21 protein-coding genes and 1 pseudogene are annotated in these 25,774 nt (G+C 74.7%); 11 read left to right on the top strand and 11 right to left on the bottom strand.

The annotated features are described in order from the left end of the window. Positions 1-42: 42 nt before the first annotated feature. Positions 43-312, top strand: a pseudogene (locus ABWU78_RS09850) (hypothetical protein); the annotation flags it as partial. On the opposite strand, the gene ABWU78_RS09845 reads toward ABWU78_RS09850, so the two are convergent. Together ABWU78_RS09845 and ABWU78_RS09840 are read right to left on the bottom strand one after the other, a co-directional pair. After that, positions 288-926, bottom strand: a complete 639-nt coding sequence (locus ABWU78_RS09845) for a response regulator (protein ID WP_253051738.1) — start codon at positions 924-926, stop codon at positions 288-290. The pseudogene ABWU78_RS09850 and the gene ABWU78_RS09845 overlap by 25 nt on opposite strands. Positions 927-1,003: 77 nt before the next feature. Beyond that, positions 1,004-2,377, bottom strand: coding sequence for a sensor histidine kinase (locus tag ABWU78_RS09840; RefSeq protein ID WP_439158227.1), 1,374 nt, complete (start codon positions 2,375-2,377; stop codon positions 1,004-1,006). A 245-nt stretch (positions 2,378-2,622) separates the two neighbouring features. On the opposite strand from ABWU78_RS09840, the gene ABWU78_RS09835 reads away from it, so the two are divergent. Next, positions 2,623-4,479: a cation:proton antiporter gene (locus ABWU78_RS09835; RefSeq protein WP_353707051.1), complete on the top strand. Its 1,857-nt coding sequence runs from the start codon at positions 2,623-2,625 to the stop codon at positions 4,477-4,479. A gap of 61 nt (positions 4,480-4,540) precedes the next feature. Beyond that, positions 4,541-5,341 (top strand): MerR family transcriptional regulator, encoded by an 801-nt coding sequence (locus tag ABWU78_RS09830; RefSeq protein WP_253051742.1) that lies wholly within the window; start codon positions 4,541-4,543, stop codon positions 5,339-5,341. 13 nt (positions 5,342-5,354) lie between these two features. Here the strand turns inward: ABWU78_RS09830 and ABWU78_RS09825 are convergent, their stop codons facing one another. Genes ABWU78_RS09825 through ABWU78_RS09815 form a run of 3 tightly spaced genes read right to left on the bottom strand, consistent with a single transcriptional unit; the run spans position 5,355 to position 7,290 of the window. Further along, complete coding sequence (locus ABWU78_RS09825; protein ID WP_353707052.1) at positions 5,355-6,086, bottom strand: zf-HC2 domain-containing protein; 732 nt, start codon at positions 6,084-6,086, stop codon at positions 5,355-5,357. Next, a complete protein-coding gene (locus ABWU78_RS09820; RefSeq protein ID WP_353707053.1) occupies positions 6,083-6,589 on the bottom strand; it encodes a sigma-70 family RNA polymerase sigma factor in 507 nt (168 codons plus the stop codon). The genes ABWU78_RS09825 and ABWU78_RS09820 overlap by 4 nt, the downstream gene beginning before the upstream one ends. Positions 6,590-6,609: 20 nt before the next feature. Further along, positions 6,610-7,290: a YceI family protein gene (locus ABWU78_RS09815; RefSeq protein WP_353707054.1), complete on the bottom strand. Its 681-nt coding sequence runs from the start codon at positions 7,288-7,290 to the stop codon at positions 6,610-6,612. 173 nt (positions 7,291-7,463) lie between these two features. On the opposite strand from ABWU78_RS09815, the gene ABWU78_RS09810 reads away from it, so the two are divergent. Further along, positions 7,464-8,042: a COG4315 family predicted lipoprotein gene (locus ABWU78_RS09810; RefSeq protein WP_353707055.1), complete on the top strand. Its 579-nt coding sequence runs from the start codon at positions 7,464-7,466 to the stop codon at positions 8,040-8,042. 105 nt (positions 8,043-8,147) lie between these two features. Here ABWU78_RS09810 and ABWU78_RS09805 read toward each other — a convergent pair whose 3' ends face one another. Continuing rightward, positions 8,148-8,930, bottom strand: coding sequence for a deoxyribonuclease IV (locus ABWU78_RS09805; RefSeq protein ID WP_353707056.1), 783 nt, complete (start codon positions 8,928-8,930; stop codon positions 8,148-8,150). A gap of 170 nt (positions 8,931-9,100) precedes the next feature. Between ABWU78_RS09805 and ABWU78_RS09800 the strand changes: the two genes are divergently transcribed. Together ABWU78_RS09800 and ABWU78_RS09795 are read left to right on the top strand one after the other, a co-directional pair. Further along, on the top strand, positions 9,101-10,690 hold the full coding sequence (locus ABWU78_RS09800; protein WP_439158226.1) for a GH39 family glycosyl hydrolase: 1,590 nt from the start codon (positions 9,101-9,103) through the stop codon (positions 10,688-10,690). A gap of 91 nt (positions 10,691-10,781) precedes the next feature. Next, complete coding sequence (locus ABWU78_RS09795) at positions 10,782-11,999, top strand: ROK family transcriptional regulator (RefSeq protein ID WP_439158225.1); 1,218 nt, start codon at positions 10,782-10,784, stop codon at positions 11,997-11,999. A 23-nt stretch (positions 12,000-12,022) separates the two neighbouring features. Here ABWU78_RS09795 and ABWU78_RS09790 read toward each other — a convergent pair whose 3' ends face one another. The 5 genes from ABWU78_RS09790 to ABWU78_RS09770 form a co-directional block, all read right to left on the bottom strand. Next, positions 12,023-13,060 carry a hypothetical protein gene (locus ABWU78_RS09790; RefSeq protein WP_439158224.1) on the bottom strand — a complete coding sequence of 346 codons (1,038 nt, stop codon included), beginning with the start codon at positions 13,058-13,060 and terminating at the stop codon, positions 12,023-12,025. Continuing rightward, positions 13,053-13,688 (bottom strand): ABC transporter ATP-binding protein, encoded by a 636-nt coding sequence (locus ABWU78_RS09785; protein ID WP_087470562.1) that lies wholly within the window; start codon positions 13,686-13,688, stop codon positions 13,053-13,055. The genes ABWU78_RS09790 and ABWU78_RS09785 overlap by 8 nt, the downstream gene beginning before the upstream one ends. 4 nt (positions 13,689-13,692) lie before the next feature. Beyond that, positions 13,693-14,754 (bottom strand): peptidoglycan-binding domain-containing protein, encoded by a 1,062-nt coding sequence (locus ABWU78_RS09780; RefSeq protein WP_439158223.1) that lies wholly within the window; start codon positions 14,752-14,754, stop codon positions 13,693-13,695. Between the two features lie 32 nt (positions 14,755-14,786). Continuing rightward, positions 14,787-15,269, bottom strand: a complete 483-nt coding sequence (locus ABWU78_RS09775; protein ID WP_439158222.1) for a hypothetical protein — start codon at positions 15,267-15,269, stop codon at positions 14,787-14,789. 288 nt (positions 15,270-15,557) lie between these two features. After that, the gene (locus ABWU78_RS09770; RefSeq protein WP_439158221.1) at positions 15,558-16,919 is read right to left on the bottom strand and encodes an enolase C-terminal domain-like protein; all 1,362 of its coding nucleotides are present in this window, start codon (positions 16,917-16,919) and stop codon (positions 15,558-15,560) included. Between the two features lie 170 nt (positions 16,920-17,089). Here ABWU78_RS09770 and ABWU78_RS09765 point away from each other — a divergent pair, with 170 nt between their 5' ends. From ABWU78_RS09765 to ABWU78_RS09745, 5 genes are all read left to right on the top strand, one after another. After that, a complete protein-coding gene (locus tag ABWU78_RS09765; protein WP_439158220.1) occupies positions 17,090-18,502 on the top strand; it encodes an ABC transporter substrate-binding protein in 1,413 nt (470 codons plus the stop codon). After that, on the top strand, positions 18,499-19,479 hold the full coding sequence (locus ABWU78_RS09760; protein WP_439158219.1) for a carbohydrate ABC transporter permease: 981 nt from the start codon (positions 18,499-18,501) through the stop codon (positions 19,477-19,479). Before ABWU78_RS09765 ends, ABWU78_RS09760 begins: the two co-directional genes overlap by 4 nt. Beyond that, positions 19,479-20,375 carry a carbohydrate ABC transporter permease gene (locus ABWU78_RS09755; protein ID WP_439158218.1) on the top strand — a complete coding sequence of 299 codons (897 nt, stop codon included), beginning with the start codon at positions 19,479-19,481 and terminating at the stop codon, positions 20,373-20,375. Before ABWU78_RS09760 ends, ABWU78_RS09755 begins: the two co-directional genes overlap by 1 nt. A 62-nt stretch (positions 20,376-20,437) precedes the next feature. Next, positions 20,438-21,403 (top strand): NAD-dependent epimerase/dehydratase family protein, encoded by a 966-nt coding sequence (locus tag ABWU78_RS09750; protein ID WP_353707063.1) that lies wholly within the window; start codon positions 20,438-20,440, stop codon positions 21,401-21,403. Between the two features lie 49 nt (positions 21,404-21,452). Next, positions 21,453-25,700 carry a discoidin domain-containing protein gene (locus ABWU78_RS09745; protein ID WP_439158217.1) on the top strand — a complete coding sequence of 1,416 codons (4,248 nt, stop codon included), beginning with the start codon at positions 21,453-21,455 and terminating at the stop codon, positions 25,698-25,700. Positions 25,701-25,774: the final 74 nt, after the last annotated feature.

The raw sequence follows: 25,774 nt of genomic DNA, 5'->3' as shown, positions 1-25,774 counted from the left end.
ACGGCGCGGTCTCCATCGCCATGACCTCCCGCGCACCAGGACTGGATGACGCGCAGCTTCGCGCTCACCTATGCCGGCGTGACCCTCCGGCTGTGGACGACGGCGCTCGTCGTCGTCCAGGCGCTCGCCCTCGGCGACGCGGTCGACCCCGACGTCGCGTTCGATCGCGCGTACGCGCTCGCACCGTTCCTCTCCTGGGTGCCCAACCTCGTCGTCTCCGAGCTGCTCGTCCGACGGCGACGCGCCCGCCGGGGCTCGACGGCGGTCAGGTCGGCGGTCCGGGCCGCTCAGCGCACGAGCCCCGACTCGTAGGCCGCGACGACGAGCTGGACGCGGTCCCGGCAGCCGGTCTTGCGCAGCGACTCCGAGACGTGGGACTTCACCGTCGTCTCCGAGATGAACAGCTCCGCCCCGATCTCAGCGTTGGACAGCCCCCGCGCCACGGCGAGCACGACCTCCCGCTCGCGCGCCGTGAGGTCGTCCACGCCGGGGAACGGGCGGGTCGCGGCGCGTGCCGCGAAGTCACCGACGAGGCGGCGCGTGACGTTCGGTCCGAGCAGCATCGAGCCGTCGGCGACGAGCCGCACCCCCTCCACGAGGCGCGGCGCCGGCACGTCCTTGAGCAGGAACCCGCTCGCCCCGGCGCGCAACGCGTCGTAGACGTACTCGTCGAGGTCGAACGTCGTGAGCACGAGGACGCGCGTGCCCGGGTGCCGCGCCACGAGCTCCCGCGTCGCGCCGAGACCGTCGAGCCGGGGCATGCGCACGTCCACGACGGCGACGTGGGGCTCGACCCGCGCGACGACCTCGAGGAGCTCGTACCCGTCGCCCGCGGACCCGACGACCTCCAGCCCGTCCGCCGCGTCGAGGATCGCGGCGAACCCGTGCCGGACGACGGGCTGGTCGTCCGCGACGACGACGCGCACCGGGGCGTGGGGCGGTCGGGACCCAGGGTCCGCGGCGTCTGCGGACCCTGCGCCGCCCGCCCGGCCCGCGTGCGGGCTCACGCGCTCGCCACCGACGCGGACGCCGCGGGGCTCGCGACCCCGACGAGCAGGATGCGGGCCTCGACCACGAACGTCGCACCGTCGTCGCCCACGCCGGTCGAGAGCGTCCCGCCCAGGGCCTCGACCCGCTCGCGCATCCCGGCGAGGCCGCGCCCCGTGCCGGCCACCCCGCCCGGCTCCCCGCGCTCGACCGGGTTGCTCACCCGCAGCACCGCCGTCCGGTTCCCGTCCCGGCCGACGACGCGCGCGTCGACCACGACCGGCTTCCCCGGCGCGTGGCGTCGCGCGTTGGTCAGCGCCTCCTGCGCCGCGCGGTAGAGCGCGTAGCCCGGGGCCGCGGGCACGGCCTCGAACCCGCCCGTGAGCGTCACGTCCTGGCCTGCCGCCCGCGCCGCCTCGACCAGCCCGACGACGTCCCCCGCCCCCGGCTGGGGCGCCAGGTCGGGCGCGGCGTCCTCGCTGCGCTGGAGCACCGCGAGCACCTGGCGCAGCTCGCCGAGCGCCTCGCGCGCGTCCGTCGCGATGTCGGCGAGCACGGCGCGCGCGGTGTCGTCGAGCCCCGGGTGCACGTACGGCGCCGACTCCGCGCGCACGGCGACGAGCGAGACGTGGTGCGCGACGACGTCGTGCAGGTCGTGCGCCACGCGCGCCCGCTCCGCGGTGACCGCCTGCGCCTCGGCGGCGCGCCGCGTCGCGACGGCCGCACGACGGGCGTCGGCCCGCCACCGTGTCAGGGTCCCCAGGAGCGCTGCGACGGCGACGACGATCGCGACCCAGACCACGTAGACGAGGGACTTCATCGACCGCTCGACGGTCTCGGGAAGGCGGGTGACCGTGCCGTCCTCAGTCGGCATGTCCGTCGAGACCGCCCAGACGGGCCCCACCGGGAGGAAAGCCACCAGACCGATCCACACGAACGCCGTCGCGATCCCGACGGCGATCAGAGCCGGCGCGAGCGCGCGCCGCCAGCCGTCGACGGCGGCCACGGCCGCGACGCACAGCAGCCCGAGCCACCACCCCCACACGAACGCGCCCGTGAACACGACCGTGGCGAAAGGGAGCGTCGTGAGTGCCGTGCCGAGCACCGGGGAGCGCCGGGCGACGAGCACGCCACCGACCACGCACAGGTCGAGCAGCGGGAGCACCAGCCCCGCGCCGAGCAGCACGTCCCCCGTCAGCCACGGGACGTCCCGCCAGAGCGCGGGGCCCATGGAGTAGCCCCACGTCGGTGTCAGGAGCAGGAAGATCCCCACGACGAGCGCGAGGAACCCCGGCAGCGCCCAGGGCTGGAGCCGGACCCACCGGTCCGACGGGGCGGGCGTGGTGGTCGTGGCGGGAGCGTCCTGCGGCCGAGCGGCGACGGCGTTCATGCCGCCGATCCTCGCGCGCCCGACCCGGCGGCGGCCACCGTCCTGAGAAGGACCCGCCGTCGACCATACGCAGGGTGCCGAACCCTGGATCCCTCCCCATGATCGGCCCGCCGTGAGGAGCGACCCCGGGTTCGACGGAGTGGGGTGACGTCGGGCGCAGGGTCCGACGGCGGTCCGGCGGTTAGCGTTGTCCCGTCCCCCCGCGCGCCGACCCGGGCGTGGCGCCGTGGTAGCCGGAGGTGCCGATGGAGTTCCCGTTCAGCCTCACCGAGGAGCAGATCCTCTCGCTCATCGTCGTGGGCACGCTCGCGGTCGTCGCGATCGTCGGCGTGAACATCCTCGCGCCCAAGGCGGGGGTGGCGGCGCCGCTGGTCCTCGTCGCGGTGGGCGTCGCGGTGAGCTTCGTCCCCGCGGTGCCGGAGATCGAGTTCGAGCCCGAGTGGATCCTCGCGGGCATCCTGCCGCCGCTCCTGTACTCCGCGGCGGTCGGGCTGCCGACGATGGACTTCCGGCGGGACTTCACGGCGATCAGCGGGCTCTCCGTGGTCCTCGTCCTGCTCAGCACGGTGCTGCTCGGGTACCTCTTCACCTGGCTGATCCCCGGCATCCCGCTCGCCGCCGGGTTCGCGCTCGGCGCGATCGTCAGCCCGACGGACGCCGTCGCGACGTCGATCGTCAAACGGCTCGGGGCGTCGCCACGCGTCGTCACGCTGCTCGAGGGCGAGAGCCTGCTCAACGACGCCTCCGCGCTCGTGCTCCTGCGGTCGGCGATCGCCGCCATCGCGCTCACGGTGGCCAGCGACGGGGTCGCCCCCGCGTTCTCGCTGTGGGCGGTCGCGGGCGACTTCGTGTTCGCCGTCGTCGTCGCCGTGATCGTGGGGTTCCTCGTCGGGTTCCTCGGCCTCACCGTCCGGCGCCGGCTCGCCAACCCGGCGCTGAGCACCGCCGTCTCGTTCGTCGTGCCGTTCATCGCCTACCTGCCCACCGAGGAGCTCGGCGCGTCGGGCCTCGTCGCGGTCGTGACGGCCGGGCTCGTCACGGGCAACGGTGCCGCCAAGTACCTGCGGCCGCAGCACCGCCTCGCCGAGGAGTCGAACTGGCGCACCGTCGAGCTGCTCCTCGAGGGCACGGTGTTCCTCCTCATGGGCCTGGAGCTGTTCGCCCTCGTCACCGACGTGCAGGAGGCGCAGGGGAGCCTGTGGCGGGCCGTCGGCATCGCGGCGCTCGCGGCGGTCGTCATCCTCGTCGTGCGGTCGGCGTACGTCGCGACGCTCCTGCGGTCCCTCGCGCGCAGGGCACGCCGAGGAGAGTCGCTGCGCGGCGTGATCCAGGGCATGCAGGAGAAGATCGACGCACGGTTCGGTCCGGCCGAGTCGCCCCTCGAGACGTACGAGCCCTCGGGGCGCCACCGCGGCGCCCCCCGGACGGGCGGACCGAAGGAGGTCCCGCAGGCCCGCGTCGGGCGCATCCGCACGTCGTTGCGCCGCCGCGCGGCCGACATCGACTACCTCACGGCCGAGCCGCTCGGGTGGCGCGAGGGCACGCTCCTCGTCTGGGCCGGCATGCGCGGCGTGGTGACGCTGGCCGCGGCACAGACCCTGCCCACCGACACGCCGCAGCGCTCGTTCCTCGTGCTCGTCGCGTTCGGCGTCGCCGCGGGCACGCTCGTCGTCCAGGGCGGGACGCTGCCGTGGGTCGTGCGCCGCCTGGGGCTGGCGGGCGGGTCGACCCGCGCCGACGAGGACCGCGGCGCCGTCCGCGCCGAGCTCGACGCCGCCGCCGTGGCCGTCATCGACGCGCCCGACCTGCGCCGCGACGACGGCACGACGTACGACGGCGACGTCGTCGCCCGCGTGCGGCGCGACGTCGTGCGGGAGCTGGAGAACCGCGACACCGACGCCGCGACGTCGGCCGACCTCTTCGCCCAGTACAAGGAGCTGCGCCTGCGCGCCATCGCCGCGCAGCGGGTGGCGCTGCTCGACGCACGGACCTCCGGCGCGTACAGCTCGCAGGCCCTGCGGCACGCGCTCGACCTGCTGGACGCCGAGCAGATCGACCTCGAGCTGCGCCGCGGACCCTACGTCCCGGGCGACGACGACTGACCGGCCGGGCCGCCGCCCGGTGCTTGCGCCTTCCCCAGGGGAAGGACCTAGCGTCGCGGGCATGGACGAGCACACGACGGGGCAGGTGGCCCGGGCGACGGGGCTGAGCGAGAAGGCGGTCCGCCTGTACGCGGACCGGGGGCTGCTCGCCGCCCGGCGGGCCACCGACGACGGGCCGCGCCTGTTCGACGACGGCCAGGTGGCGCGGGCGCGGCTGGTGCGGCTCCTGCGGGGCGTCGAGCTGTCGCTCGCCGACGTCGGGGAGGTGCTCGGCGCACCGGACGCCGTCGCGGCCTTCGACACGGTGTGGGGCGCGCGGCGGTCCTCGCTCCCGGGGTCGCTCGCGGCCGGGGAGTACGTCCGGTCCGTGCTCGCCGGGGCGCCACGCCTCGACGTGGAGGTGCGCCGGCGCGCGGTGGCGGAACGGCTCGTGCTCGGGACCGTGCGCCGCGCGACCCTTGAGGAGCTCCCGCGCGTGCTCCCGGAGGCGACCGCGGCCGTGTTCGACGTCCTGCGCACGGCCGGCGTGCCGCTCGCCGGGCACCCGTACGTCGAGTACCACGAGCGCGCGACCGAGGGGTTCGCCGCGCGCGTCACCGTGCAGGTCCCCGTGGCCGAGGCCGTGCGGCCACCGCAGGGGTTCGTCCTCACCACGGACGGCCCCCACGACGAGGCGTACGTCGCGCTGACCGCCGCGGAGGTGGAAGACCAGGCCGGGCTCGTCCTGGTCCACGACCACCTGTCGTCGGGGCGCGCCCTCGCCGACGGCGCACCCGCGGGCGACAACCGCGAGATCTACCTGCCCACGTGGGCGACGCGCGGTCCCGGCCCTGTCGTCGAGGTTGCGGTGCCCGTGGCCTGACCCGGTCTCGGGTTCAGACGTCGGCGGCGGCCAGCGCGCCGTCGACCCCCACGACGCCGAGCTCGAGGCGCGCGATCCCGTCGACCGGGACGGCGGACGACGCCCCGAGCCCGTCGGAGCTCCCCGCCTCCGTGGACGACCACGTGGCGACGACCTCCCGGGTGCCGGCGTCGTCCACGAGGACGAGCTGGTACGTCGCGCCGTCCTCCCACTCCCCGACGGGGTACGAGCACGACCAGTCGAGGCGGGTCCCCCACGCGGCCGGGGTGAGCGTGAGGTCGGCGTGCACGTCCGCCGCGCCGACCGGCTCCAGCGCGACCTCCGTCGTCCCGGCCGCGACAGGCGGCGGTGCGTCGTCCGGGCGGGTGACGGCCACGCCGCCCGCGACGCCCGCCACGACCAGCCCGACGGCGGCCGCCCCGAGCAGCGCCCGGCGTCGGACCTGACGACGCCGCGCACCGGCCGCGACGACGGCGAGCGGGACGACGACGCCGTCGTCGGACCCGTTCCCCGTGCCGCTCCGGACGCCCGCGTCGCCCGTGCCGTCCACGAGCGCGTCGGCGTGCTCCGCGGTGAGCATGCCGAGGATCCCGGGCATGCCGGCGAGCTCGCCGACGGCCTCGCGGCACGCGGCGCACGTGGACAGGTGCTGCTCGAACGCGCGGCGGTCGCGCGGGCTCAGCGCGCCCAGCACGTAGGCCGCGTCCCACTCGCGGTACGGGTCCGGGGGAGGGGTGGCGGTCATGACGAGACTCCCTTCTCCTGCAGCGCGAGCCTCAGCGCGCGGAGCGCGTAGTGCATGCGGGACTTGACGGTCCCGGGCGGGACGCCGTGCGCCGACGCCATCTCGGCCACGGAACGCCCGTGGTAGTACGCGTCGACGACGACGGCCCGGTGCTCGGGCGAGAGCGACACGAGCGCGTCCGCGACGAGCCACGCGTCGAGGACGGCCTGCGTCGCGTCCGCCTCGCCGCGGTCGGGCACGTCGGCGCTCGTGAGCTCGCGGCGGTGGTGCGCGCTGCGCAGCTCGTCCACGACGAGGTTGCGCGCGACCGTGAAGAGCCACGCGCGCACCGAGCCCTCCGGCCGTTCGAGCACCTCGGGGTGGCGCCACGCGCGCAGGAGCGTCTCCTGGACCACGTCCTGCGCCTGCGCCGGGTCGTGGGTGAGGCGCGCGACGTAGCGCTCCAGCGCGGGACCGTGCGCGGCGTGGACCGCCCGCAGCAGGTCGTCGGCGTCGGCGCGCACGCGCGGCACCTCCCCGTCCGTCACGACCCGGACGCCGGCACGAGGTCGAGGCCGAACTCGACGCTGCCCGCGTCGTCGACCGTGACGAACCCGAGGCTCGGTGCCTCGACGTCGAAGTCGGAGAACGTGATCGGCACGCTCCCGACGACCTGGACGCCGCCGGCGGTCGTGCCGACCTGCGCCTCGACCGTGACGGCCTGCGTCACGCCGTGGATCGTCAGGTCTCCCGCGAGCTCGACGTCCGCCGAGCCGGTGGGCAGCTGGACGGGGGACGTGAGCGCGAACGTCGCCGTCGGGTAGGTCCCGACCTCGAGCGCGTCGCCTCGGAAGTACGCGTCGCGCGGCGGCTCGTCGGTCGCGACGCTCGCCATGTCGACCTCCACCGTCGCCGCGGTGAGCGTGCCGTCGGCGACGGTGAACGACCCTGTGACCTCGTCGGTCCTGCCGGTGACCGTGACGTCCTCGCCCTGGAGCACCTCGTGGACGCGGTACCCGGCGTAGGAGCCGTCGGCCACGGTCCAGTCGCCCGCGAGGCTCGCCGGGTCGAGCGCGCCCGCGTCGCCCGACGGCGCGTCGAGCGTCGGCTCCTCGGCCGCGGCCCGGTTGGACCAGTCCGCGTACAGGCCGGGGCCGACCACGACCGCGGCACCGCCCAGCACCACGACACCGACCCCCACGAGCACCTTCGTCCTCCTGCGCACGTCCGCTCCTCCCGATCATCCTCCGTCGACCCCGTCACCCAGGGAGACGAGGCAGCCGCCCGATCGGTTCAGTCGAGTCTCGCCGTGCGATCGGATGAACCGCACGGCGAGCCGCGTCGTCGTGAGAGTAGGGGCCGTGCTCGCGACCCCGACCGTCCTCTCGAGGAGTCGACATGCGACGCACCCTGACCACTACCGCCCCGGCCCGGACCGCCCGCGCCGCCCCCGCCGTCGTGCTCGTCGCCGTGCTGGTCGGCGTGCTCGGCGGGTGCTCCGGCGGGGGAGGCGGCCTCTACGGCGGGGGCGGGAGCAGCCCGTCCACGGACTCCGGCACGACGAGCGACGGCGCGACCGGCGACGGCACGGGGTCCGGGCCGGCCCTCGGGACGGCAGACTCCTCGCTCGGCACCATCGTGGTCGACGGACAGGGGATGACCGTCTACTACTACGACAAGGACACGAAGGGCTCCGGGACGAGCGCGTGCGAGGGCGAGTGCGCCGCCGCGTGGCCCGCGGTCCACGCGGCGAGCGCGGAGCCCGAGGTCGAGGGCGTCACGGCGGAGGTCGGCACGATCACCGGCGTCGACGGCGAGCTCCAGGTCACGGTCGACGGCCGCCCCGTCTACACGTACGCGGCCGACCAGGCCGAGGGAGACGTGTCAGGTCAGGGGGTCAACGGCGTCTGGCACGTCGTCGCGCCGGACGGCACCGAGATCATGGACGCGGCCCCCGCCGCCGGGTCGGGCTACTGACCGACGCCCGGTCCTGGCCCGGACGGGCCCCGCGCCGGCCCGGTCACGGGTGGTCGAGCGGCGGCGAGCTCAGGCAGAACGGGTGGCCGTCCGGGTCCGCCGTGGTCAGCCGACCTGCTCGCGCAGCCACGCGACGTCGGTCGGGACGTCGGCGTGCGTCTCGCAGACGACCGACGTTCCGGCCGCCCGGACGACGCCGAGCAGGGCCTCGGGGTCGATCGTGCCCGCCGTGAGGCCGGCGTGGCGGTCGGCGCCCGACCCGGCGGTGTCGCGGCTGTTGTTGAGGTGCACGAGGTCGACGCGGCCGGTGATCGCGCGCACGTCGTCGACCGCCGTCGTGAGGTCGATGCCGCCCGCCCACGCGTGGCACGTGTCGAGGCAGAACCCGACGTTCTCGGCGCCGTCGGCCTGCTGCACGGCAGCCCACAGTCCCTCGATCCGGTCGAGGCGGCGGGCCATCGAGAAGTCGCCCCCGGCGGTGTTCTCGATGTACACGGTGACGTCCGTCTGGAGCGCGTCGATCGCCTTGCGCCAGTTGTCGAACCCCTTCTCCGGGTCCTCCTTCGCGGTGACGTGCCCGCCGTGGACCACGACGCCCGTGGCGCCGACCGCCGCGGCGCCGTCGACGATCTGCTGGAGCAGCTTGCGGCTGGGGATGCGGATGCGGTTGTTGGGGCTCGCGACGTTGATGACGTACGGCGCGTGCACGACGAGCTCGAGGTCCGCCGCCGCGGCCGCGGCCTTCAGCGCCTCCGCGCCGCCGGGAAAGGTGAACTCCGGTCCCTTCCAGGACTGGGGGTCGCCGAGGAAGATCTGGACGACGTCCGCGCCGATGCTCGCTGCCTGCGCGATGACGTCCGACTGGTCGAGGTGGGCTCCGATCCGCATGGGGACCAACCTACGCGGAGCCGCCCACGGGCGCGGAGCGGGCCGGGAGACGGTCGGCCCGGCACCGTCGAGCAGAAAATCCATCAGTTTGATTTATACTCGCTCCCACGGCGCGAGCGCGTCGAGCGCCCGTGCGTCGGCACGTCGCGCGCACCCGACGAGGAGGACGAGTGGCCGAGCCGATCACCCTGCACGCGAGCGCGACGGAGGCGGGGCGACCCCTGACCCACTTCTGGAGCACGGTCGTCGGCGCCGGGCGCGCGAACGAGGGGCTGCGCGCCGACTGGCAGCGCCACCTCGCCGCGGTGCGGTCCGAGTGCGGGTTCGAGTACGTGCGGTTCCACGGCCTCCTGCACGACGACATGTTCGTCTACACCGAGCGCGAGGACGGCACGCCCGTCCTCAACTTCCAGTACGTCGACGCGCTCTTCGACGCGCTGCTCGACGCCGGGGTGCGGCCGTTCGTCGAGCTCGGCTTCAGCCCGCGCGCGCTCGCCCGTGAGACGGAGACCGTGTTCTGGTGGGGCGCGCACGGCGCGCCGCCCGTCGACCTCGACCGGTGGTCGTTCCTCGTGCGCTCGCTCGTCGAGCACTGGGTCGCGCGCTACGGCCTCGCCGAGGTCCGCGAGTGGTACTTCGAGGTCTGGAACGAGGCCAACCTGCGCGGCTTCTTCCGCGGCACGCGCAGCGAGTACCTCACCCTCTACGCCGCGTCGGCCCGGGCCGTGAAGGCGGTCGACGAGCGCCTGCGCGTCGGCGGGCCCGCGACGTCGAACTTCGTGCCCGACGCGCGCTTCGACGGCGAGACCGAGGACTTCCAGGTGCACGAGGCGACGCTCGGGGCCGACCTCGACTCCCTCGACTGGAAGCCCGTGTGGCTCGACGCGTTCCTCGACTTCTGTGAGCGTGAACACCTGCCGGTCGACTTCGTCTCGACCCACCCGTACCCCACCGACTGGGCGCTCGACGAGCACGGTCAGGGCGCGCGCCTGACCCGCGAGGTCGACGCGACCCCCAAGGACCTCGCCCTCCTGCGCCGCCTGGTCGACGCGAGCGCGTTCCCCGACGCCGAGATCCACCTCACCGAGTGGAACTCGTCGTCCTCGCCCCGCGACTTCACGCACGACACCGTGCCCGCCGCCGTCTACGTCGTCCGGTCCGTGCTCCGCTCGATCGGGACCGTCGACTCGCTCGCGTACTGGACGTTCACGGACGTCTTCGAGGAGGGCGGCGCGGGCGACGAGATGTTCCACGGTGGGTTCGGCATGATCACGCTCCAGGGTGTGCCCAAGCCGACGTTCCACGCCTACCGCATGCTGCACGCGCTCGGCGACACCCTCCTCGCGACGGCCGACGACGGCGTCGTGACGCGCCACGACGCGACCGGCCGCGTCACGGCCCTCGTGCACCACTACCCGGCCGAGGTCACGCGCTCGGTCCCCGCCTCGTTCGACGACCGCACCGTCGCCGACGAGACGGAGGCGGCCGGCCCGCCCCGCGACGTCGCGCTCGTCGTCGAGGGCCTGGCGCCCGGCGCCGTCGTCGAGCTCGAGACGCTCGACCCGGAGCACGCCAACCCGGTGGCCGCGTGGCGGGCGATGGGCGCGCCGTCGTCCCCGACGCGCGAGCAGACCGCGCTCCTCGACGCTGCGGCCCGCGACACGCGGCGCGAGTCCGTCGTCGTCCCGGCCGACGGCGTCCTGCGGGTCGAGCGGACGCTCGCCCCGTGGTCGCTCCTCCTCGCCCGTCAGGTCGCGTGAGGGACCGGATCGTGCGCGTCGGTGCGAGGATGTGGCGGGGCGGGCGCCCGGCCCGGTCGTCGTCGACCGGACGCGAGCAAGGAGGCAGGCCGTGACGATCGACCAGGCGGAGCAGCAGGCGGGGGCGCAGTCCGCGGTGCGCCGCGGCACGAACCTGCCGCGCATGGGCGACTTCAACGAGTCGGTCATCCTCGACGCGATCCGGCGCGCGCCGGAGGGGCTGAGCCGCGTCGAGCTCGCCGGAGCGACGGGCCTGTCGGCCCAGACCGTGTCGAACATCTGCCGCCGGCTCCTGGAGGCGGGCCTGGTCGCCGAGGCGGGCAAGAAGAGCGGCCGTGCCGGCAAGCCGCGCACGGTGCTCCAGATCGTGCCCGGCGGCCGGTACGCGCTCGGCGTCCACCTCGACCCGGCGGTCATCACGTACGTCGTGCTCGACCTCGCCGGGCGCGTCGTCCACAGCGTCCGGCGCCCCACGCCCGCCGTCGTGGACCAGGAGTCGACCATCGCCGCGATGGCCGAGACGATCGACGCCGTCATCGACGCGTCCGGCGCCGAGCGGGACCGCATCCTCGGGCTCGGTATCGCCGTGCCGGGACCGATCGACCTCGCGAGCGGGGCCGTCGTCGACCCGCCCCGCCTCGAAGGGTGGGGACGGGTCCCGCTGCGCGACCGCCTCGCCGAGGCGACCGGGCTCCCCGTCCTCATGGACAAGGACGTCATCGCCGCCGCCGTCGCCGAGCGGTGGGCGGGCGCGGCGACCCACTCCGGCAACTTCCTGTTCTTCTACCTCGGCGCCGGGTCGGGCATGGGCGTCGTGGTCGACGACGTCGTGCTGCGCGGCGCGTCCGGCAACGCCGGAGAGGTCGGCGGCCTCGACGCCAACTGCACCACGCGCGCCCTGGTCAACGAGGCGGTCTCCGCGGGCGTGCTCGACGCCGTCCCCGGCCGCGGCCCGAGCGTCGAGGGCGAGCAGCTCGCCCGGCTCGTCGACCTCGCCGCGGCGGGGGAGCGCGGCGCGCAGGTCATCATCGACCGGTGGGCGCGCCGCGTCGGCACGGGCGTCGCCGCCGCCGCGGCACTCCTCGACTCCGAGCTCGTCGTGTTCGGCGGACCCAACTGGCCGCTGCTCTCACGCCGGTTCTTCGCGACGGTCGAGCCGATGATCTCCAGCTCGCCGTTCGTCGACAAGATGCACGACATCCGCGTCGTCAGCACGCACCTCGGCGAGGACGTCGGCGCCGTCGGCGCGGCCTGCCTCGTGCTCGACCAGACCCTCTCGCCCCAGCCCCAGGCTCTCCTCCTCGGCTGAGGGCGAGGTCCGGCCGAACGGGGTCAGCGGTCCTTCGCGAGGTCCGTCGGGCGCCGGACAGCGAGGTCCGCGGTCGCGGCGAGGGTGACGACGGCCCAGGTCCCGGCGAGGACCAGTCCCCACAGGACGGGCGTCGTCGGATCGAGGTACCGGGCGTGGAGCACGACGGCGGCCAGCGTCGTCGCCGTCGCGGCGACGCCCGCGACGAGGAGGGTCTCGAGCGCGACGAGGACGAGGAGAGAGCGTGCGGACGTGCCCGAGAGCCGGTACACGGCGAGCTCGCTCGCGCGCAGCCGGTACGTGACGGCGGTGGTGACGGCGCCCAGGAGACCCAGGAGGACGGGCAGGAAGCGGCTCGGACGGTCGAGGAACGCCTGCACCGGGTCGCTCGTCGCCCGCAGCGCCTCGGTGCCGACCACGGCGTTGCCGCTCACGTGCAGCGAGGCGATCTGGGTCGCGGCGACGTCGTCGAGGGCCACGAGGGGGTCGAGCACGACGACGCAGCGCTCGACCTGGGCGTCGTCGGGTCGGAGGGGCACCGTCAGGGAACGGCCCGTCCCGACCCCCTCGCGCAGGACCGGGGTCCGCGCGGAGTCGAGCGCCTCGTCGCCGACGAGCACGCGCTGGTCCGCGGGCCCGGTCCGGTCGAGCAGGCCCGCGCCGACGAGGGCGTCGACGTCGGCGAGCCCGGGGACGAGGGTGGTCGACGCACGCTGCACGGGGACGTCCGGCCCGACGGGTACGACGAGCGCGCTGCCGCTGGGGACGACCGCTCCCGCGGCCTCGACCCCCGGCGCTCCCGCGAGCGCCTCGCACGACGCACGTGAGACGAGGGCGGGCTGGTCGGGGTTCGCCTGCATGTAGCTGACGACGCCGCGCCCGCGTTCGGCGAGGTCGTCCAGCTCGTCCTGGAGCGACGCGGTCTCGAGCGCGACGAAGGCGGCGGTGCCCGACCCGAGCACGACGGCGAGCGCGACCACGGGAAGCAGCCGTGCCGAGCGACCGAGGGTGTTGCGCAGGGCCTCGCGCGCGAGGTCGGCGACGCGCCAGCCGTCACGCACGGACGACCGCCTCGCGCCGGAGCGGGACGGTCGCGTCGGCGGCGGCGACGAGCACGGGGTCGTGGGTCGCGACGACGATCGTCGCGTGCGACACGAGCCCCGCGAGGATCCGGGCGACGAGCTCGGTGTTGGCGGCGTCCAGGTTGGCCGACGGCTCGTCGGCGAGGATGAGCTCCTTGCCCGACGCGAGGGCGCGCGCGAGCGCGACCCGTTGGAGCTCGCCGCCGGACAGGCGCCGGGCCTGCTCGTCGGCCCGGTCCGCGAGCCCGACCTGGTCGAGCGCGGCGCGCGCGGTGTCCCGGGCCTCTCGTCCGGGGCGGCCCGCCGCGAGCGGCGCGACGAGGACGTTGTCGAGGACCGAGCGGCGCCCCAGCGCGTTGGATCCCTGGGGGACCCAGGCGACGACGCCGGGCGAGGGCGGTCGGGGCGCTCCGTCGATCCCGTGGAGCTCGATCCGTCCGGTCGCGAGCGGCTGGTACCCCGCGACGGCAGCGAGGAGCGACGACTTGCCGCTGCCGGACGGCCCGACGAGCGCGGTGACGCGCGCGGGCTCGAACGTCGCGGTCAGCCCGGCGAACACCGGGACGGGCCCGAACGCGATGGCGGCGTCGATCACGTCCACGCGCACGCCGCTACCCGCACCCTGACGTACCGGTGGCCTGCGTCGCGTCGCGCAGCACGCGGGCGCCGACGAGGTCGGCGTCGACGAGCACCGTCGCGAGCTCGTTCCCGGGTTCCGCGACCTCGAGCCGGCGGGGCTGCGCCGCGGCCGTGGAGCCGTCGCTCAGCAGGACGCACGTCGTGCCGTCGTGGTCCACGCGCACGGCCGTCGAGGGGACGGCACCGCGCTCCGCAGGGTCCTGGAGCGCGAGGATCGCGCCCCGGTAGCGCACGGTCGCGGTCGCCTCGTCGACGACCCGCTCGAGCGTGCCCGCGGCCGCGGCCTCCTCGAGCGCCGCCACGACGCCGTCCAGCTCGGCGCCCTGGGGCGCCGCGCTCGACATCGGTACCTCGACCTCGCCCAGGCGCAGCACGACCGGCTCTCGGGCGAGCCGGCCGAGACCGCCGCCCTCGGCGATCGGGGCCACGGTCAGCGCCTCCACGGGCTGCGAGCCCTCCAGCACCGCGTCGCCCGCCTCGACCCGGTCCCCCAGGCCGACGAGGGGACCGGTGACCGCCGGCACGGCGTCGTCGACCCGCACGACGTACGAGAGGCGGAACTCCCCGTCCCGGGGAACCCCGAGGCGCTCCTGGAGCGCCCGGACCGCCTCGCGCGTCGCCGGGCCGAACCGGTCGTCGACGCCGACCGCGTCCAGGTACCCGAGCGACACGAGGTAGTCCCCGAGCGCGCGCACGTCCGCACCACGGTCACCCGGGCGCAGGTCGCGCCACAGCGGGTCGCCGCGGTACGCGAGCACGTCGACGCCGTCGACGGCGAACAGCGCCTGCCCGGCCACGACGGGACCCGCCTCGGTGAGCGCGGTGACGACTCCCCCCGCGGGAGCACGGACCTCGGGAGCCACGGCGCGCACCGTCGCGACCTCGACCGCGGTCCGTCCGTCGTCGGAACGGGCGCCGACCTCGACGACCGTCGGCGCCGGCACCGCGACGCTCCGCTCCTCCGCCGCGTCGACGAGCGGGAACGCCACGACGACCGCGACCACGGGCACGGCCCACAGCGCCACCAACGGCACCAGGCGCACCCAGCCACGGGACCGGTCGCTCCTCACAGGGCGTCGTACTCCGCGACGCACGACGCCTCGTCCAGCCCGGCGCCGGCCACGGCGCGCTGCGCCTCCGCGAGCGTCGACGGGACGCCTAGCCCGCGCTCCTGCAGGCAGTACCTCAGCGCGTCCAGCAACGACGACTCGTCCTGGTTCGAGGTCTGCCAGACGACGTCGACGAACTTGAAGTCGCGGTCGTAGCAGGTCTTCTCGACGCCGGAGTCGACAGCCTCCGCGGGGATGCCCCCCTGCCACACCACCCCGACGAGCTCGACGTCCCGCAGCTCGTAGCCCTCAGCGCGCAGACACGCTCGAAACCGCTCGAACCCTGCCATGTACTCGTCCTGGGTCACCTCACCGTCCGACAGCGCCTCGCGCTGCTCCGGACCAGCAAGAGAGAGGTCCTCGTCGTCGTTGATCGCGTCGAACTGCGGGACGTCGTCGGAGCCGGTGCCGCCGCAACCGGCCAGCAACAGCGTCCCCACGAGGACTCCGACGAAGGCCCCCGCACGACGGGAGGGGCGCACCATCACACCGCGGCGGGCACCGAGGCCCGCGTCGTTCCGGGACGAGTCACTGCTTCCTCTCAACGTTCGTCGTCGAACATCGGACAGTGGGGCTCAAGGTAGGGGCTCGCACCATATTGCACAACCCCGCAAAACAAAACGTCGAGCTCTCCCGCGGGCGCGACGCAGCGGCCAGAGCCCCGCGCTCGACGTGCGCCGGGCAGTCCGACGGGACCCGGCCTGCGGGCACCGGGTCCCGTCGTCGCGTCAGGCGCGGTGGGCGCTGCCGTCGGTGGCGCGCAGGAGCGCCCAGCGGTCGTGCTCGAGCGGGGCGCCGACGGGGTACTTCCGCGCCGCGGCCTCGTCGAAGTCGACGCCGAGGCCGGGGGCCTCGGGGGCGAGCAGGTGGCCGTCGGTCGGCACGGGGGCGCCGGGGAACACCTCGAGCGTCGCGTCGCGGAAGGTCGCGGCCTCCTGGACGCCGAACGCGGGGGAGGAGATGTTGAGCGCCATGTTGGCCGCCATCCCGACGGGCGTGACGTCGCCCGGCCCGTGCGGCGCGGTGCGCACGCCGAACATCTCGCACACGGCGACGAGCTTCCGCGTGGGCGTGAGCCCGCCGAGCGTGGGGATGCGGAGGCGCGCGAAGTCGATCGACCGGCCCGCGACCAGTGGGAGGTAGGCGCGGGGGTCGTGGTAGAGCTCGCCGACCGCGAGCGGGGTAGTGCCGGCGGCGCGCAGCTCGGGGAAGTGGGCGGCGTCCTCCGGCGCGAGCGCGTCCTCGAGGAAGAACAGGTGGGCCTCCTCGACGGCGCGCACGAACTGCCGCGCCTCGGCGGGGGTCATGCGCTCGTGGGCGTCGTGGAGCAGCTCGACGTCGGGGCCGACGCGGTCGCGCACGTCGGCGAGGATGCCGGGCACGTGGCGCAGGTAGGCGAGCGTGTCCCAGCGGTCGGTGCGGGCCCGACGGCGCGCGGCCTCGGCCTCGTCCCGGGGTGCGGTGCCGTAGGTGTCGCGGCCGGGGACGGCGACCTGGACGCGCACGTGCCGGTAGCCGCGCTCGACGGCGGCGAGGACCTTCTCGGCGACCTCGGCGGCGTCGGCACCGTCGACGTGCGTGTACGCGTCGGCGTAGGCGCGGGCCTTCCCGCCGAGGAGCTGGTGGACGGGGAGGCCGGCGACCTTGCCCTTGAGGTCCCAGAGCGCGACGTCGACCGCTGCGAGGGCGTTGTGCTCGATGGAGCCGCCGCGCCAGTAGCCGCTGTTGAGCAGCAGGCGGTGGAGGTCCTCGATGTCCGAGGGGTCGCGACCCACGAGCATCGGGCCGAGGTACTCGTCGATCACGGTGCGCGTCGCGAGGGGGCGCTGCGGGTCGCTGCCGTCGCCGAGCCCGTAGAGGCCGGGCTGGTCGGTCTCGACCCGCACCACGACGTACGGGCAGCCCTGCGGGCCCGTGAGGAACGTGCGCACCGCGGTGATCCGCAGGCCCTCGTCCCCGGAGCCCGAGCGCTCGGGCGTCCATGGCGCAGGGGCGAGGACCTCCCGGGCGACCTCGCGGACGGCCTCGGATCCCACCTCGGGGAGGTCGGCTCCGGTGCCGTCCGTGCCGGGCTGCTGCGCTGCTGTCATCGGTGACCTCGTTCCGCGGGTTGAGGGACGCGCGGGGCCTTCCGCGCGACGGTGGACGGGCCGGGAACGGGGGTGTCCGGTCGCCGTCGTTGACACTGTACATCGAATTGATTTATGTTTCCGGAACCGCGACGCTGCCCCGGCGTCGCCCGTGGACCGAGAGGCTTCCCGTGAACCGACACCGACGTCGTCCGTTCCCCGCCCGCATCACCGCGACCATCGCCACCTCCGCCCTGCTCGCCGGCGCGCTCGCCGCGTGCAGCGGGCCGGCCGGTGGCGGCGGCAACGGCGGCGGCTCCGGCGAGGGCGACCCCGACAGCCTGACCATGTGGACCTTCAAGCAGTCCCACGTCGAGCCTCTCCAGAACGCCGCGAAGACGTTCGAGGAGGAGACCGGGATCTCGGTCGACGTGCAGGCGTACACCCCCGACGACGCGTTCATCACCAAGGTCCAGGCGGCCGCGCAGACGGGCGACCTGCCCGACGTCATGGAGGTCCACACGCACGGCGACGACTTCACGTTCGGGGGCGCCGGGCTGCTCGAGGACCTGTCCGACGACGTCGACGACGACTGGAGCTCGCGCTTCCTGCCCGCCGTCGCGGAGGACGGGACCGTCACCCCGGCGTACTACGAGCAGTCGCTCGCCGAGGGCTCCAAGACCGCGGGGATCGAGGAGGGGCAGCGGTTCTCCGTGCCCTTCACGATCGGCACGTTCGGCATCGTCTACGCCAACAAGGAGCGCCTCGAGGCGGCGGGGGTCACCGAGGCCCCGAAGACGTGGGAGGAGTTCATCGCGGCGCTCGACGCCGTCAAGAAGACGAACCCCGACGACGGCGGCGTGAGCATCGGCTTCCAGTCGTCCACGACGGGCCTCGAGTGGCTCATGCAGCCGATGGCCTACGGCCAGCTCGGCAAGGACGACTTCGGCGCCCTGTTCGGCCAGGACCCGGCCAAGAACTTCGCGTCGCCCCACGGCGTCGAGGTGCTGGAGACGTACAACCAGATCCAGCCGTACTGGATGCCGGGCACGCAGTCGCTGACGATCGACGACGCGGACATCGCGTTCGCGCAGGGCAAGTCGACGTTCGACATCGGCGGCACGTTCACCCTCGCCTTCCTCGCCCAGAACGGGATGGACGCCGAGAACATCGTCACCTTCCCGGTCCCGGCCCCCGAGGGCGGCGCGATCGACGACCTCCAGCTCGCCCCGTTCGGCCTCACCGGCCTGTCGGTGTCCGCGACCACGGGCAACAAGGACGGCGCGCTCCAGTGGATCAAGTACCTGTCCGAGCAGGACGTGGCGGCCACGTTCGCGAAGGACGCGCTCGACGTCCCGCCCGTCGACCTCGGCGACGACCCGTCCTCGACGGTCGGCCCGGTCCTCGGCGCGATGATCGGCGCGTTCGGCGAGGGCGAGAACGCCTACAACCCGGGTGACACGTCGTACCGCCCCGCGGCGTACGACGCGGCCCAGGTGGGCGACGCCGTCATGGAGCTGACGCCGCTCGCGACGCAGGACGTCGCGACCGTCTCGACGACCGTGGCCACGCTCATCGACACGTTCTGGTCGCAGTCGAAGTGACCACCCCCGCGACGATCGCCGCCGACGCTCCCGCCCACGGGAGCGTCGGCGGCGGCCGGCGCCGCGGCCGGCAGAAGATGCGCTACCGCGGCAAGGAGGTGGCGTGGGGCTACGTCTTCATCGCTCCCGCGCTCCTGCTGTTCCTCGTCATGGGCGTGTACACGCTCTTCTTCGGCGCCCAGCTCTCGTTCGTGCGCTGGAACGGCCTCACGCCCACGTGGGAGTGGGTCGGGCTGAATAACTACGCCGACCTGCTGTGGGCGAGCCCGATCTACGCCCCGGTCGTGCACCGCGCCGCGCTCAACACGCTCGTCGTGATGATCGCCGTGCCGATCCTCATCCTCGCGGTCGCGTTCCCGCTCGCGATCGTGCTCAACCAGGCGCGCCGGTTCGCCGGCGTCCTGCGCTCCGTCTACTTCGTCCCGTACGTCACGGCGGGCATCGCGGTCTACATGGCCTGGCAGTACGTGCTGGAGCCCAACGGCGCGATCAACCTCCTGCTGCGCGCGCTCGGCCTCGGCAGCCTCGCGCAGCCGCAGGGCTGGCTCGGCAACCCGTCGACCGCCCTGCCGACGCTCATCGTCATCATGGTCTGGTCCGGCGTCCCGGTCGCGATGCTCCTCTACCTGACGGGCCTCCAGTCGATCGACGCGTCCGTCCTCGAGGCGGCCCAGCTCGACGGCGCCGGGTGGTGGCGCACCAACTTCTCCGTGGTGCTGCCGCTCCTCAAGGGCACGACCGCCGTCATCATGCTGCTCAACGTGCGCGACGCGCTCCAGGGCTTCCAGATCTTCCTCATCATGACGAACGGCGGCCCGGCCGGTCGTACGAACGTCCTCGGCCTCGAGACGTACGACCTCGCGTTCCAGCAGCAGCTCGCCCCGACCCTCGGCCTCGCGAGCGCGCTCGGCTGGCTCCTGTTCTTCGCCGCGCTCGCCGTCGCGATCGTCAACCAGCGCGTCACGAGGGAGAAGTGATGACCACCGTCGCCGACCGCACGCAGCTCCCCGACGTGCCCGCCCTCACCCCGCGCCGTCGCGGCACCCCCGCTAAGGTGGTCGTCGCGCGCGTCGTGGTGGGCGTGCTCCTCGTGGGGTACGCCGTCGTGAGCCTGTACCCGTTCCTGTGGATGGTCTCGGCCGCGTTCAAGACGCAGCAGGAGATCGTCATGGGCGGGGGAAACCTCATCCCCGCCGAGCCGACGCTGTCGACCCTGGTCGACACGTGGAGCCGGCTGCGCTTCTTCGACTACTTCCTCAACAGCGTCAAGGTGACGGGCCTGACGACGCTCGGCGTCGTCGTCGTGTACTCGGCCGCGTCGTACGCGTTCGCGGTGCTGCGCTTCCCGGGGCGGCAGGCGTTCTTCCGCCTGTTCCTCGTGCTGCTGTTCGTGCCGGGCGTCGTGACGCTCCTGCCGATCGTGCTGCTCGAGAACCAGCTCGGGATCCTCGGCACGCACCTGGGGCTCATCCTGCCGTTCGTCAACGGCACCGCGCCGCTGTCGATCCTGCTGCTGACCAACGCGTTCCAGTCCGTGCCCGGGGAGCTGCGGGACGCCGCGCGGGTCGACGGCGCGGGCGAGCTGCGCATCTTCGCGCGCGTCTACGTGCCGCTCGCGCGGCCCGCGATCATCACGATCGCGCTGCTCACCGCGATCCCCACGTGGAACGAGTACCTGCTGTCGCGGGTGTCGCTCAACGACCCGTCGACGTTCACGCTGCCCATCGCGCTGCAGCAGCTCCAGTCGTCGAACGTCGTCCAGTACAACCAGCTCATGGCGGGCGCGCTGATCGTCGTGATCCCGGTGATCATCCTCTTCCTCGCGACGCAGCGGTACTTCGTCAACGGCCTGGTGGGTGCCGTGAAGGGGTGACCCCGGGGGCCGCTCGGCCCCGACCGCGCAGCACGCACCACCGCACAGATCGGAACCACGCCATGAACTCCACCACGTCCACCGACGCGCCCGCCGGGCCCGCCCTCCTGCCCGGGGCGACGCTCCTCGTCACGGGGGCCGCCGGGGTCATCGGGCGGGTCGCCGTCCCGCGTCTCGCCGCCGCGGGGTACCGCGTCGTCGCGACCGACCGCGCGCCGTTCGACGCGCCGGCCGCCGTCGCGAGCCTCGTCGGCGACACGCGCGACGCGGCCTTCGTCGACTCCGTGCTCCGTGCGGGGCAGGACCAGGACGCGCCCGCGGTCGACGGCGTCGTGCACCTCGCGGCGATCGCGTCGCCGGGCCAGGCGCCCGACGACGAGACGGTCGCCCAGAACGTGCAGGGCGCGTTCTGCGTGCTCGACGGCGCGGGCCGGGCGGGCGTGCGCGTCGCCGTGGCGGCGTCGTCGTTCTCGGCGTACGGCTACCCGTGGGCGGGCCGCCACCTCTCGCCCGCCTACGTCCCGGTCGACGAGGCGCAGGAGTCGGTCGCGGTGGACGCGTACGCGCTGTCGAAGCTGCTGTCCGAGCAGGTGGGGGAGTACGTCACGCGGCGCTACGGCCTGCCGACGACCATGCTGCGCATGCCGTTCGTGGGGTCGGGCGACCGGCTGCGCGAGTGGGTCGACCTCGCCCACCGCGACCCCGGAGCGATCCGGCAGGAGCTGTGGACGTGGCTCGACACGCGCGACGCGGTGGACGTGGTGCGCGCGATCCTCGAGTCGGGCGTCACGGGCCACCACGTGGTCAACGTCGCCGCGCCCGACACGACGAGCGACGTCCCCACGGCCGAGCTCCTCGAACGCTTCCACCCGGGCTCCCGCGTGACGCGGCCCCTCGACGGGTTCGCGTCCGTCATCGACACGACCGCGGTGCGCGAGCTGTTCGGGTTCGTCCCGCGCCACGACTGGCGCACGGGCGACGCGCTCGACCCCGCGACCGAGGCGCCGGCCGAGGGGGTGAGCGCCTGACCCCCTGAGCACGCACGCGTCAGTCAGTCCGAGGACAAGGGTGTTGAGGATGAGCATGCATGCTGGAGCAGGACGGGTCGTCGCCACCGGCGCGGCCCTCGTCATGGCGGTGACGGGGCTCGTGGCCCCGGCCACCGCGAGCCCGGTGGTCGACGTCGACCGCTACCCGGTCGGGGTGGGCGCCGACCTGTCGACGACCCCGCGCACGCACGGGATCGCGGTCGCGACCGCGCCGACGACCGGTGCGCAGGAGACGGGCGAGGAAGGCGGTCGCGCGTTCTGGCGCACCGACGCCGCGGCCGGTGCCGGGCGGATCGCGCTCGACGTCGCGGACGCGTACGTCGGGCGCCTCGCCGATGTGCCCGGGTACCTCGTGGTGGACCACCGCACGGGCGAGCAGGTGGTCGCGACCGCGGCCGACGGCTCGGTGCTCGGTGCGGGCGCGCCGGAGGCGGACGCCGACGGCGACGGCTGGACGTCGACCGTCGTCGCGCTCCCCGCCGGGGCGCTGGAACCGGGGACGCAGGCCGGCGGAGACCCCGAGGTGTCGCTCGCCGCGGCCGACGGCGAGCTCTCCGTCGCGTCCGTGCGCGTCGTCGCGCAGGGCGCGAGCGTGGACCTCGGTCCGACCGTCGCCGAGCGCGGCATCGCGGTGCGCGCGGGCGACGCGACGGCGGGACTCGTCACGGGGACCGCGGACGGGCGCGGGTACTGGCAGACCGGCCGGGCGCAGGGCACGAACTTCGTCTACGCGAACGTCTCGGACGCGTACGCGCTCGACACGCGCGACCGCGTGCTCGTCGACGCGACCGTGCAGCAGGGCGGCGGCGACATGTTCCTCCAGTACGACTCGCCGGGCGACACGATCCCGCACATGTTCAAGCCGTCGCCGCGCCTCGCGCTCGGCACCGACGGCACGTGGGTCTCGCGCTCGTGGCTGCTCGACGACGCGATCCTCACCAACCGCTCCAACGGCTCCGACTTCCGGCTCTCCGTCGAGGGGTCGCCGCAGGACGTGCGGATCGACTCGCTCGCGGTGACCGTCGTCCCGCGCGAGGTGGACCCCGCGATCGCGCTGCGGCGCCTCGTCGAGCGCGCCGACGTCACGTACGCCGCCGCGCGCGAGGGCGAGCGCGACGGCCAGTACCCGGCGGGCTCGCGCGCCGGGCTGCGCGCCGCGATCGACGCGGCCGACGCCGTCGCGCAGGACCCGGACGCGAACGGCGAGGAGGTGGACGCCGCGACGACGGCCCTGGAGGACGCGCTCGAGGACTTCCTCGGGTCGCAGGTCACGACCGACCTCGCGCGCGGCAAGCCCGTGACCGTGAGCTCCGGCGGCCCGGCCGCCGCGGCGACGGACGGCGACCGCGGCACGGCGTGGACCTCCGCGCGCGACGGCGACGCCGAGTGGGTCCAGGTCGACCTGGGCGCCGTCACGGAGATCGACGAGGTGCTGGTGCGGTGGACGCCGGACTACGCGCACGTCTACCGCGTGGAGGTGTCCACGGACGGGGCGACCTACGACGAGGTCGCGAGCGCCGGCGCGATCGACGCGACGGGGGTGCGCACCCGGTTCGAGCCCGTCGAGGCGCGCTACGTCCGCCTCGCGCTCGACGAGCGGGCGACGCAGCGCGCGGCGTTCGCGCTGACGGACCTCGAGGTGCGCCGGGCCCCGGCCGTCCCGGTCGACCCGCGCCTCGTCGAGACCGTGTTCCCGACCGAGGACGTCGTGGTCGCGGACCAGGTGGTCACGGACTTCGGCGCCGACCCCACGGGCGAGGCGGACTCGACCGCGGCGATCCAGGCGGCCCTGTACGCGTGCCAGGACGCGACGGGCGGCACGGTGTGGCTGCCCGCGGGCACGTACCGCGTGACGGGCACGCTGGAGGTGCTCCCGCACTGCACGCTGCGCGGCGCCCACCCCGACCGCGCGATCTCGCCCGACGCCGACCCGCTGGACGGGACGATCGTCGTCGCGGACCTGCCGTCGGGCGACGACGGCCCGAGCCTGTTCCGCGTGGGCGGCAACGCGGGCGTCGTCGGCGTGACGACGTTCTACCCCGGCCAGGACGCGGCGGACCCGGTGCCCTACGGCTTCACGGTCGAGCTCCCGGGCCGTGCGTGGCAGGGCGAGCAGAACTACATGATGAGCAGCGTCGAGCACGTGACGATGCTCAACTCGTACCGCGGCATCGGGATCTCCACGATGGCGCACGACCGCGGCGAGGGCGGGCCGGGCTCGCAGGTGCACGAGATCGCGAACGTGCGCGACGTCGTCGGGACCGCGCTGTTCGAGGGCGTGGTCGCCTACAACGGCGCCGACGTGGGCACGTGGCAGGACGTCACGTTCGACAACGGGGTGTGGTCCGGCGCGGGCGCCGCGTACGACGCCCCGGAGCGCGCGGTCCTCGACGCGTGGACGCGCGAGCACGGCACGGGACTGGTGCTCGGCGACCTGGAGTGGGACGAGTTCTCCGGCGTCTCGGTCGCGGACTATGCGGTCGGCATCCGCATCGTCAAGGGCCAGCGCGCGAGCTTCACCGGCTCGTTCCTCGACACGGAGGTGCGTCGCACGGACGTGGCCGTCCAGGTCGAGGTGTCCGACGACCGCTGGGGCACCGCCTTCGCGGGCGGCACCCTGGAGGGCTCCGAGGCGGCGGTCCGCAACACGTCGGGCGGCTACGTCAAGCTCACGGGCACCGACGTGGCCGGCGCCCTGGAGGGGACGGTCCACGTCCTCGACGGTCCGGACGGCGGCGTGCCCGCACGGCCGGAGCCGGTCCTCGCGCCGCGTCCCGCCGAGCGCCTGGTCGACGTGACGAAGGCGCCCTACGACGTGCCGCGCACCCCAGGCGAGTTCTCCGACGTCGACGTGACGGCGGCGATCCAGGCGGCGCTCGACGACACCGCGGCCGCGGGCGGCGGCGTCGTGTACCTGCCCGCGGGCTGGTACACCGTGCGCGGGCACCTCACGGTCCCCGCGGGCGTGGAGCTGCGCGGCTCGGCGGGCGTCGCGAACCGCGACTCGCTCGAGCTCAGCGGCGGCACGGTGCTCCTCGCGTACGAGGGCGGCGTGGCACCGGCGGCGCCGGGCGAGCCCGACCCGTCGGTCGACGAGACGGCGTTCGTCACCCTCGCGGGCGAGGACGCGGGCCTGCGCGGGCTGCGCGTCTTCCACCCGGAGAACAACCCGGCCGGCCCGGACGGCGTCCGGTCCTACCCGTTCGCCGTGCGCGGCGACGCGCCGGGGGCCTACGTCGTGAACGTCGGCCTGACGAACGCGTGGAACGCGATCGACCTCACCGCCGCGGCGGACGGGTTCCTCGTGCGGCGCGCGGTCGGCCTCTTCCTCTCCGAGGGCGTGCACGTCGGCGCCAACGAGGGCGGCACGGTCGAGAACGTGCTGTCGAACGGCAACGTCATCACGCGCCTCGCGTACGGCCTCCCGGGCTGGGTCGAGGGGGCCGACCTGTTCGGCCAGGTCATCGACCCGGTCGCCCGCGAGCGCGAGGTCCTCGTGCGGGCGACCGGGGCGCAGGACCTCACGGTGCTCAACGCGTTCGCGTACGGCACGCACGACGGCATCGTCGCGAGCGACGGCGCCACCGTGCGGGCGTTCAACCTGGGGACCGACAACCTCGGCCCGGGCGGGCACACGGTCGACGCGGACGCGTCGAGCACGGTGAGCGTAGTCAACCTCATGCGGTTCAACGGCACCACGAGCCGCGGTCCGGTGACGACCGTCAACCCCCTCGCCATCCACATGGCGACGTCGGCGCTCGCGGTCGCGGCGGACGCCGCCGAGGGTGCCGCGGGGACCGTGCGCGTCGAGGGCAACGAGGCGGAGCCGGGCCGGTACGAGACCGGGAGCGCGGTGGCCGTGGTCGCCGAGCCCGCCGACGGGTCGGCGTTCGCCGGCTGGCGCGACGCCTCCGGCGCCGTGGTCTCCCACGACGCGCGGTACGCGTTCGCTCTCGCGGCCGACACGTCGTTCACGGCCGTGTTCGTCGTCGCGCCGACGACCGGCGTCGAGGTCGAGGCGGCCGGGCGGTGCCTCGCGGGCCGCGCGTACGTCGCGGTCCGCGCGCGCAACGGGGGCGAGGACCCGGTGACGGTGCGCCTCGCGACGCCGTTCGGGGAGCGCACGGTCGACGACGTCGCACCGGGGAAGAGCGCTTACCAGTCGTTCGCGACACGGGAGACGGCGGTCGAGGCGGGCGCGGCGCAGGTCACCGTCACCGCGGACGGCGGCGACGTCGTCCTCACGGCGCCGTACGACGCCGTGCGCTGCGGCTGACCCATCCCGGCCGCGCACCCGCGCGGCCGGCACGACGGCGGGGTCCGGGGCGACCCGGACCCCGCCGCGCACGG

The sequence above is a fragment of the Cellulosimicrobium sp. CpK407 genome, assembly GCF_051844275.1.
Classification (GTDB): domain Bacteria; phylum Actinomycetota; class Actinomycetes; order Actinomycetales; family Cellulomonadaceae; genus Cellulosimicrobium; species Cellulosimicrobium cellulans_G.
Note: the sequence above shows the minus strand (reverse complement) of the source record. Positions and strands in the feature narration are given on the sequence as shown.

Bases quoted from the DNA above. Each gene is read 5' to 3' on its own strand.
- ABWU78_RS09830 (WP_253051742.1), top strand. From the start codon at position 4,541: ATGGACGAGCACACGACGGGGCAGGTGGCCCGGGCGACGGGGCTGAGC.
- ABWU78_RS09745 (WP_439158217.1), top strand. From the start codon at position 21,453: ATGAGCATGCATGCTGGAGCAGGACGGGTCGTCGCCACCGGCGCGGCC.
- ABWU78_RS09840 (WP_439158227.1), bottom strand. From the start codon at position 2,377: ATGAACGCCGTCGCCGCTCGGCCGCAGGACGCTCCCGCCACGACCACC.
- ABWU78_RS09835 (WP_353707051.1), top strand. From the start codon at position 2,623: ATGGAGTTCCCGTTCAGCCTCACCGAGGAGCAGATCCTCTCGCTCATC.
- ABWU78_RS09770 (WP_439158221.1), bottom strand. From the start codon at position 16,919: ATGACAGCAGCGCAGCAGCCCGGCACGGACGGCACCGGAGCCGACCTC.
- ABWU78_RS09810 (WP_353707055.1), top strand. From the start codon at position 7,464: ATGCGACGCACCCTGACCACTACCGCCCCGGCCCGGACCGCCCGCGCC.
- ABWU78_RS09805 (WP_353707056.1), bottom strand. From the start codon at position 8,930: ATGCGGATCGGAGCCCACCTCGACCAGTCGGACGTCATCGCGCAGGCA.
- ABWU78_RS09750 (WP_353707063.1), top strand. From the start codon at position 20,438: ATGAACTCCACCACGTCCACCGACGCGCCCGCCGGGCCCGCCCTCCTG.
- ABWU78_RS09825 (WP_353707052.1), bottom strand. From the start codon at position 6,086: ATGACCGCCACCCCTCCCCCGGACCCGTACCGCGAGTGGGACGCGGCC.
- ABWU78_RS09755 (WP_439158218.1), top strand. From the start codon at position 19,479: ATGACCACCGTCGCCGACCGCACGCAGCTCCCCGACGTGCCCGCCCTC.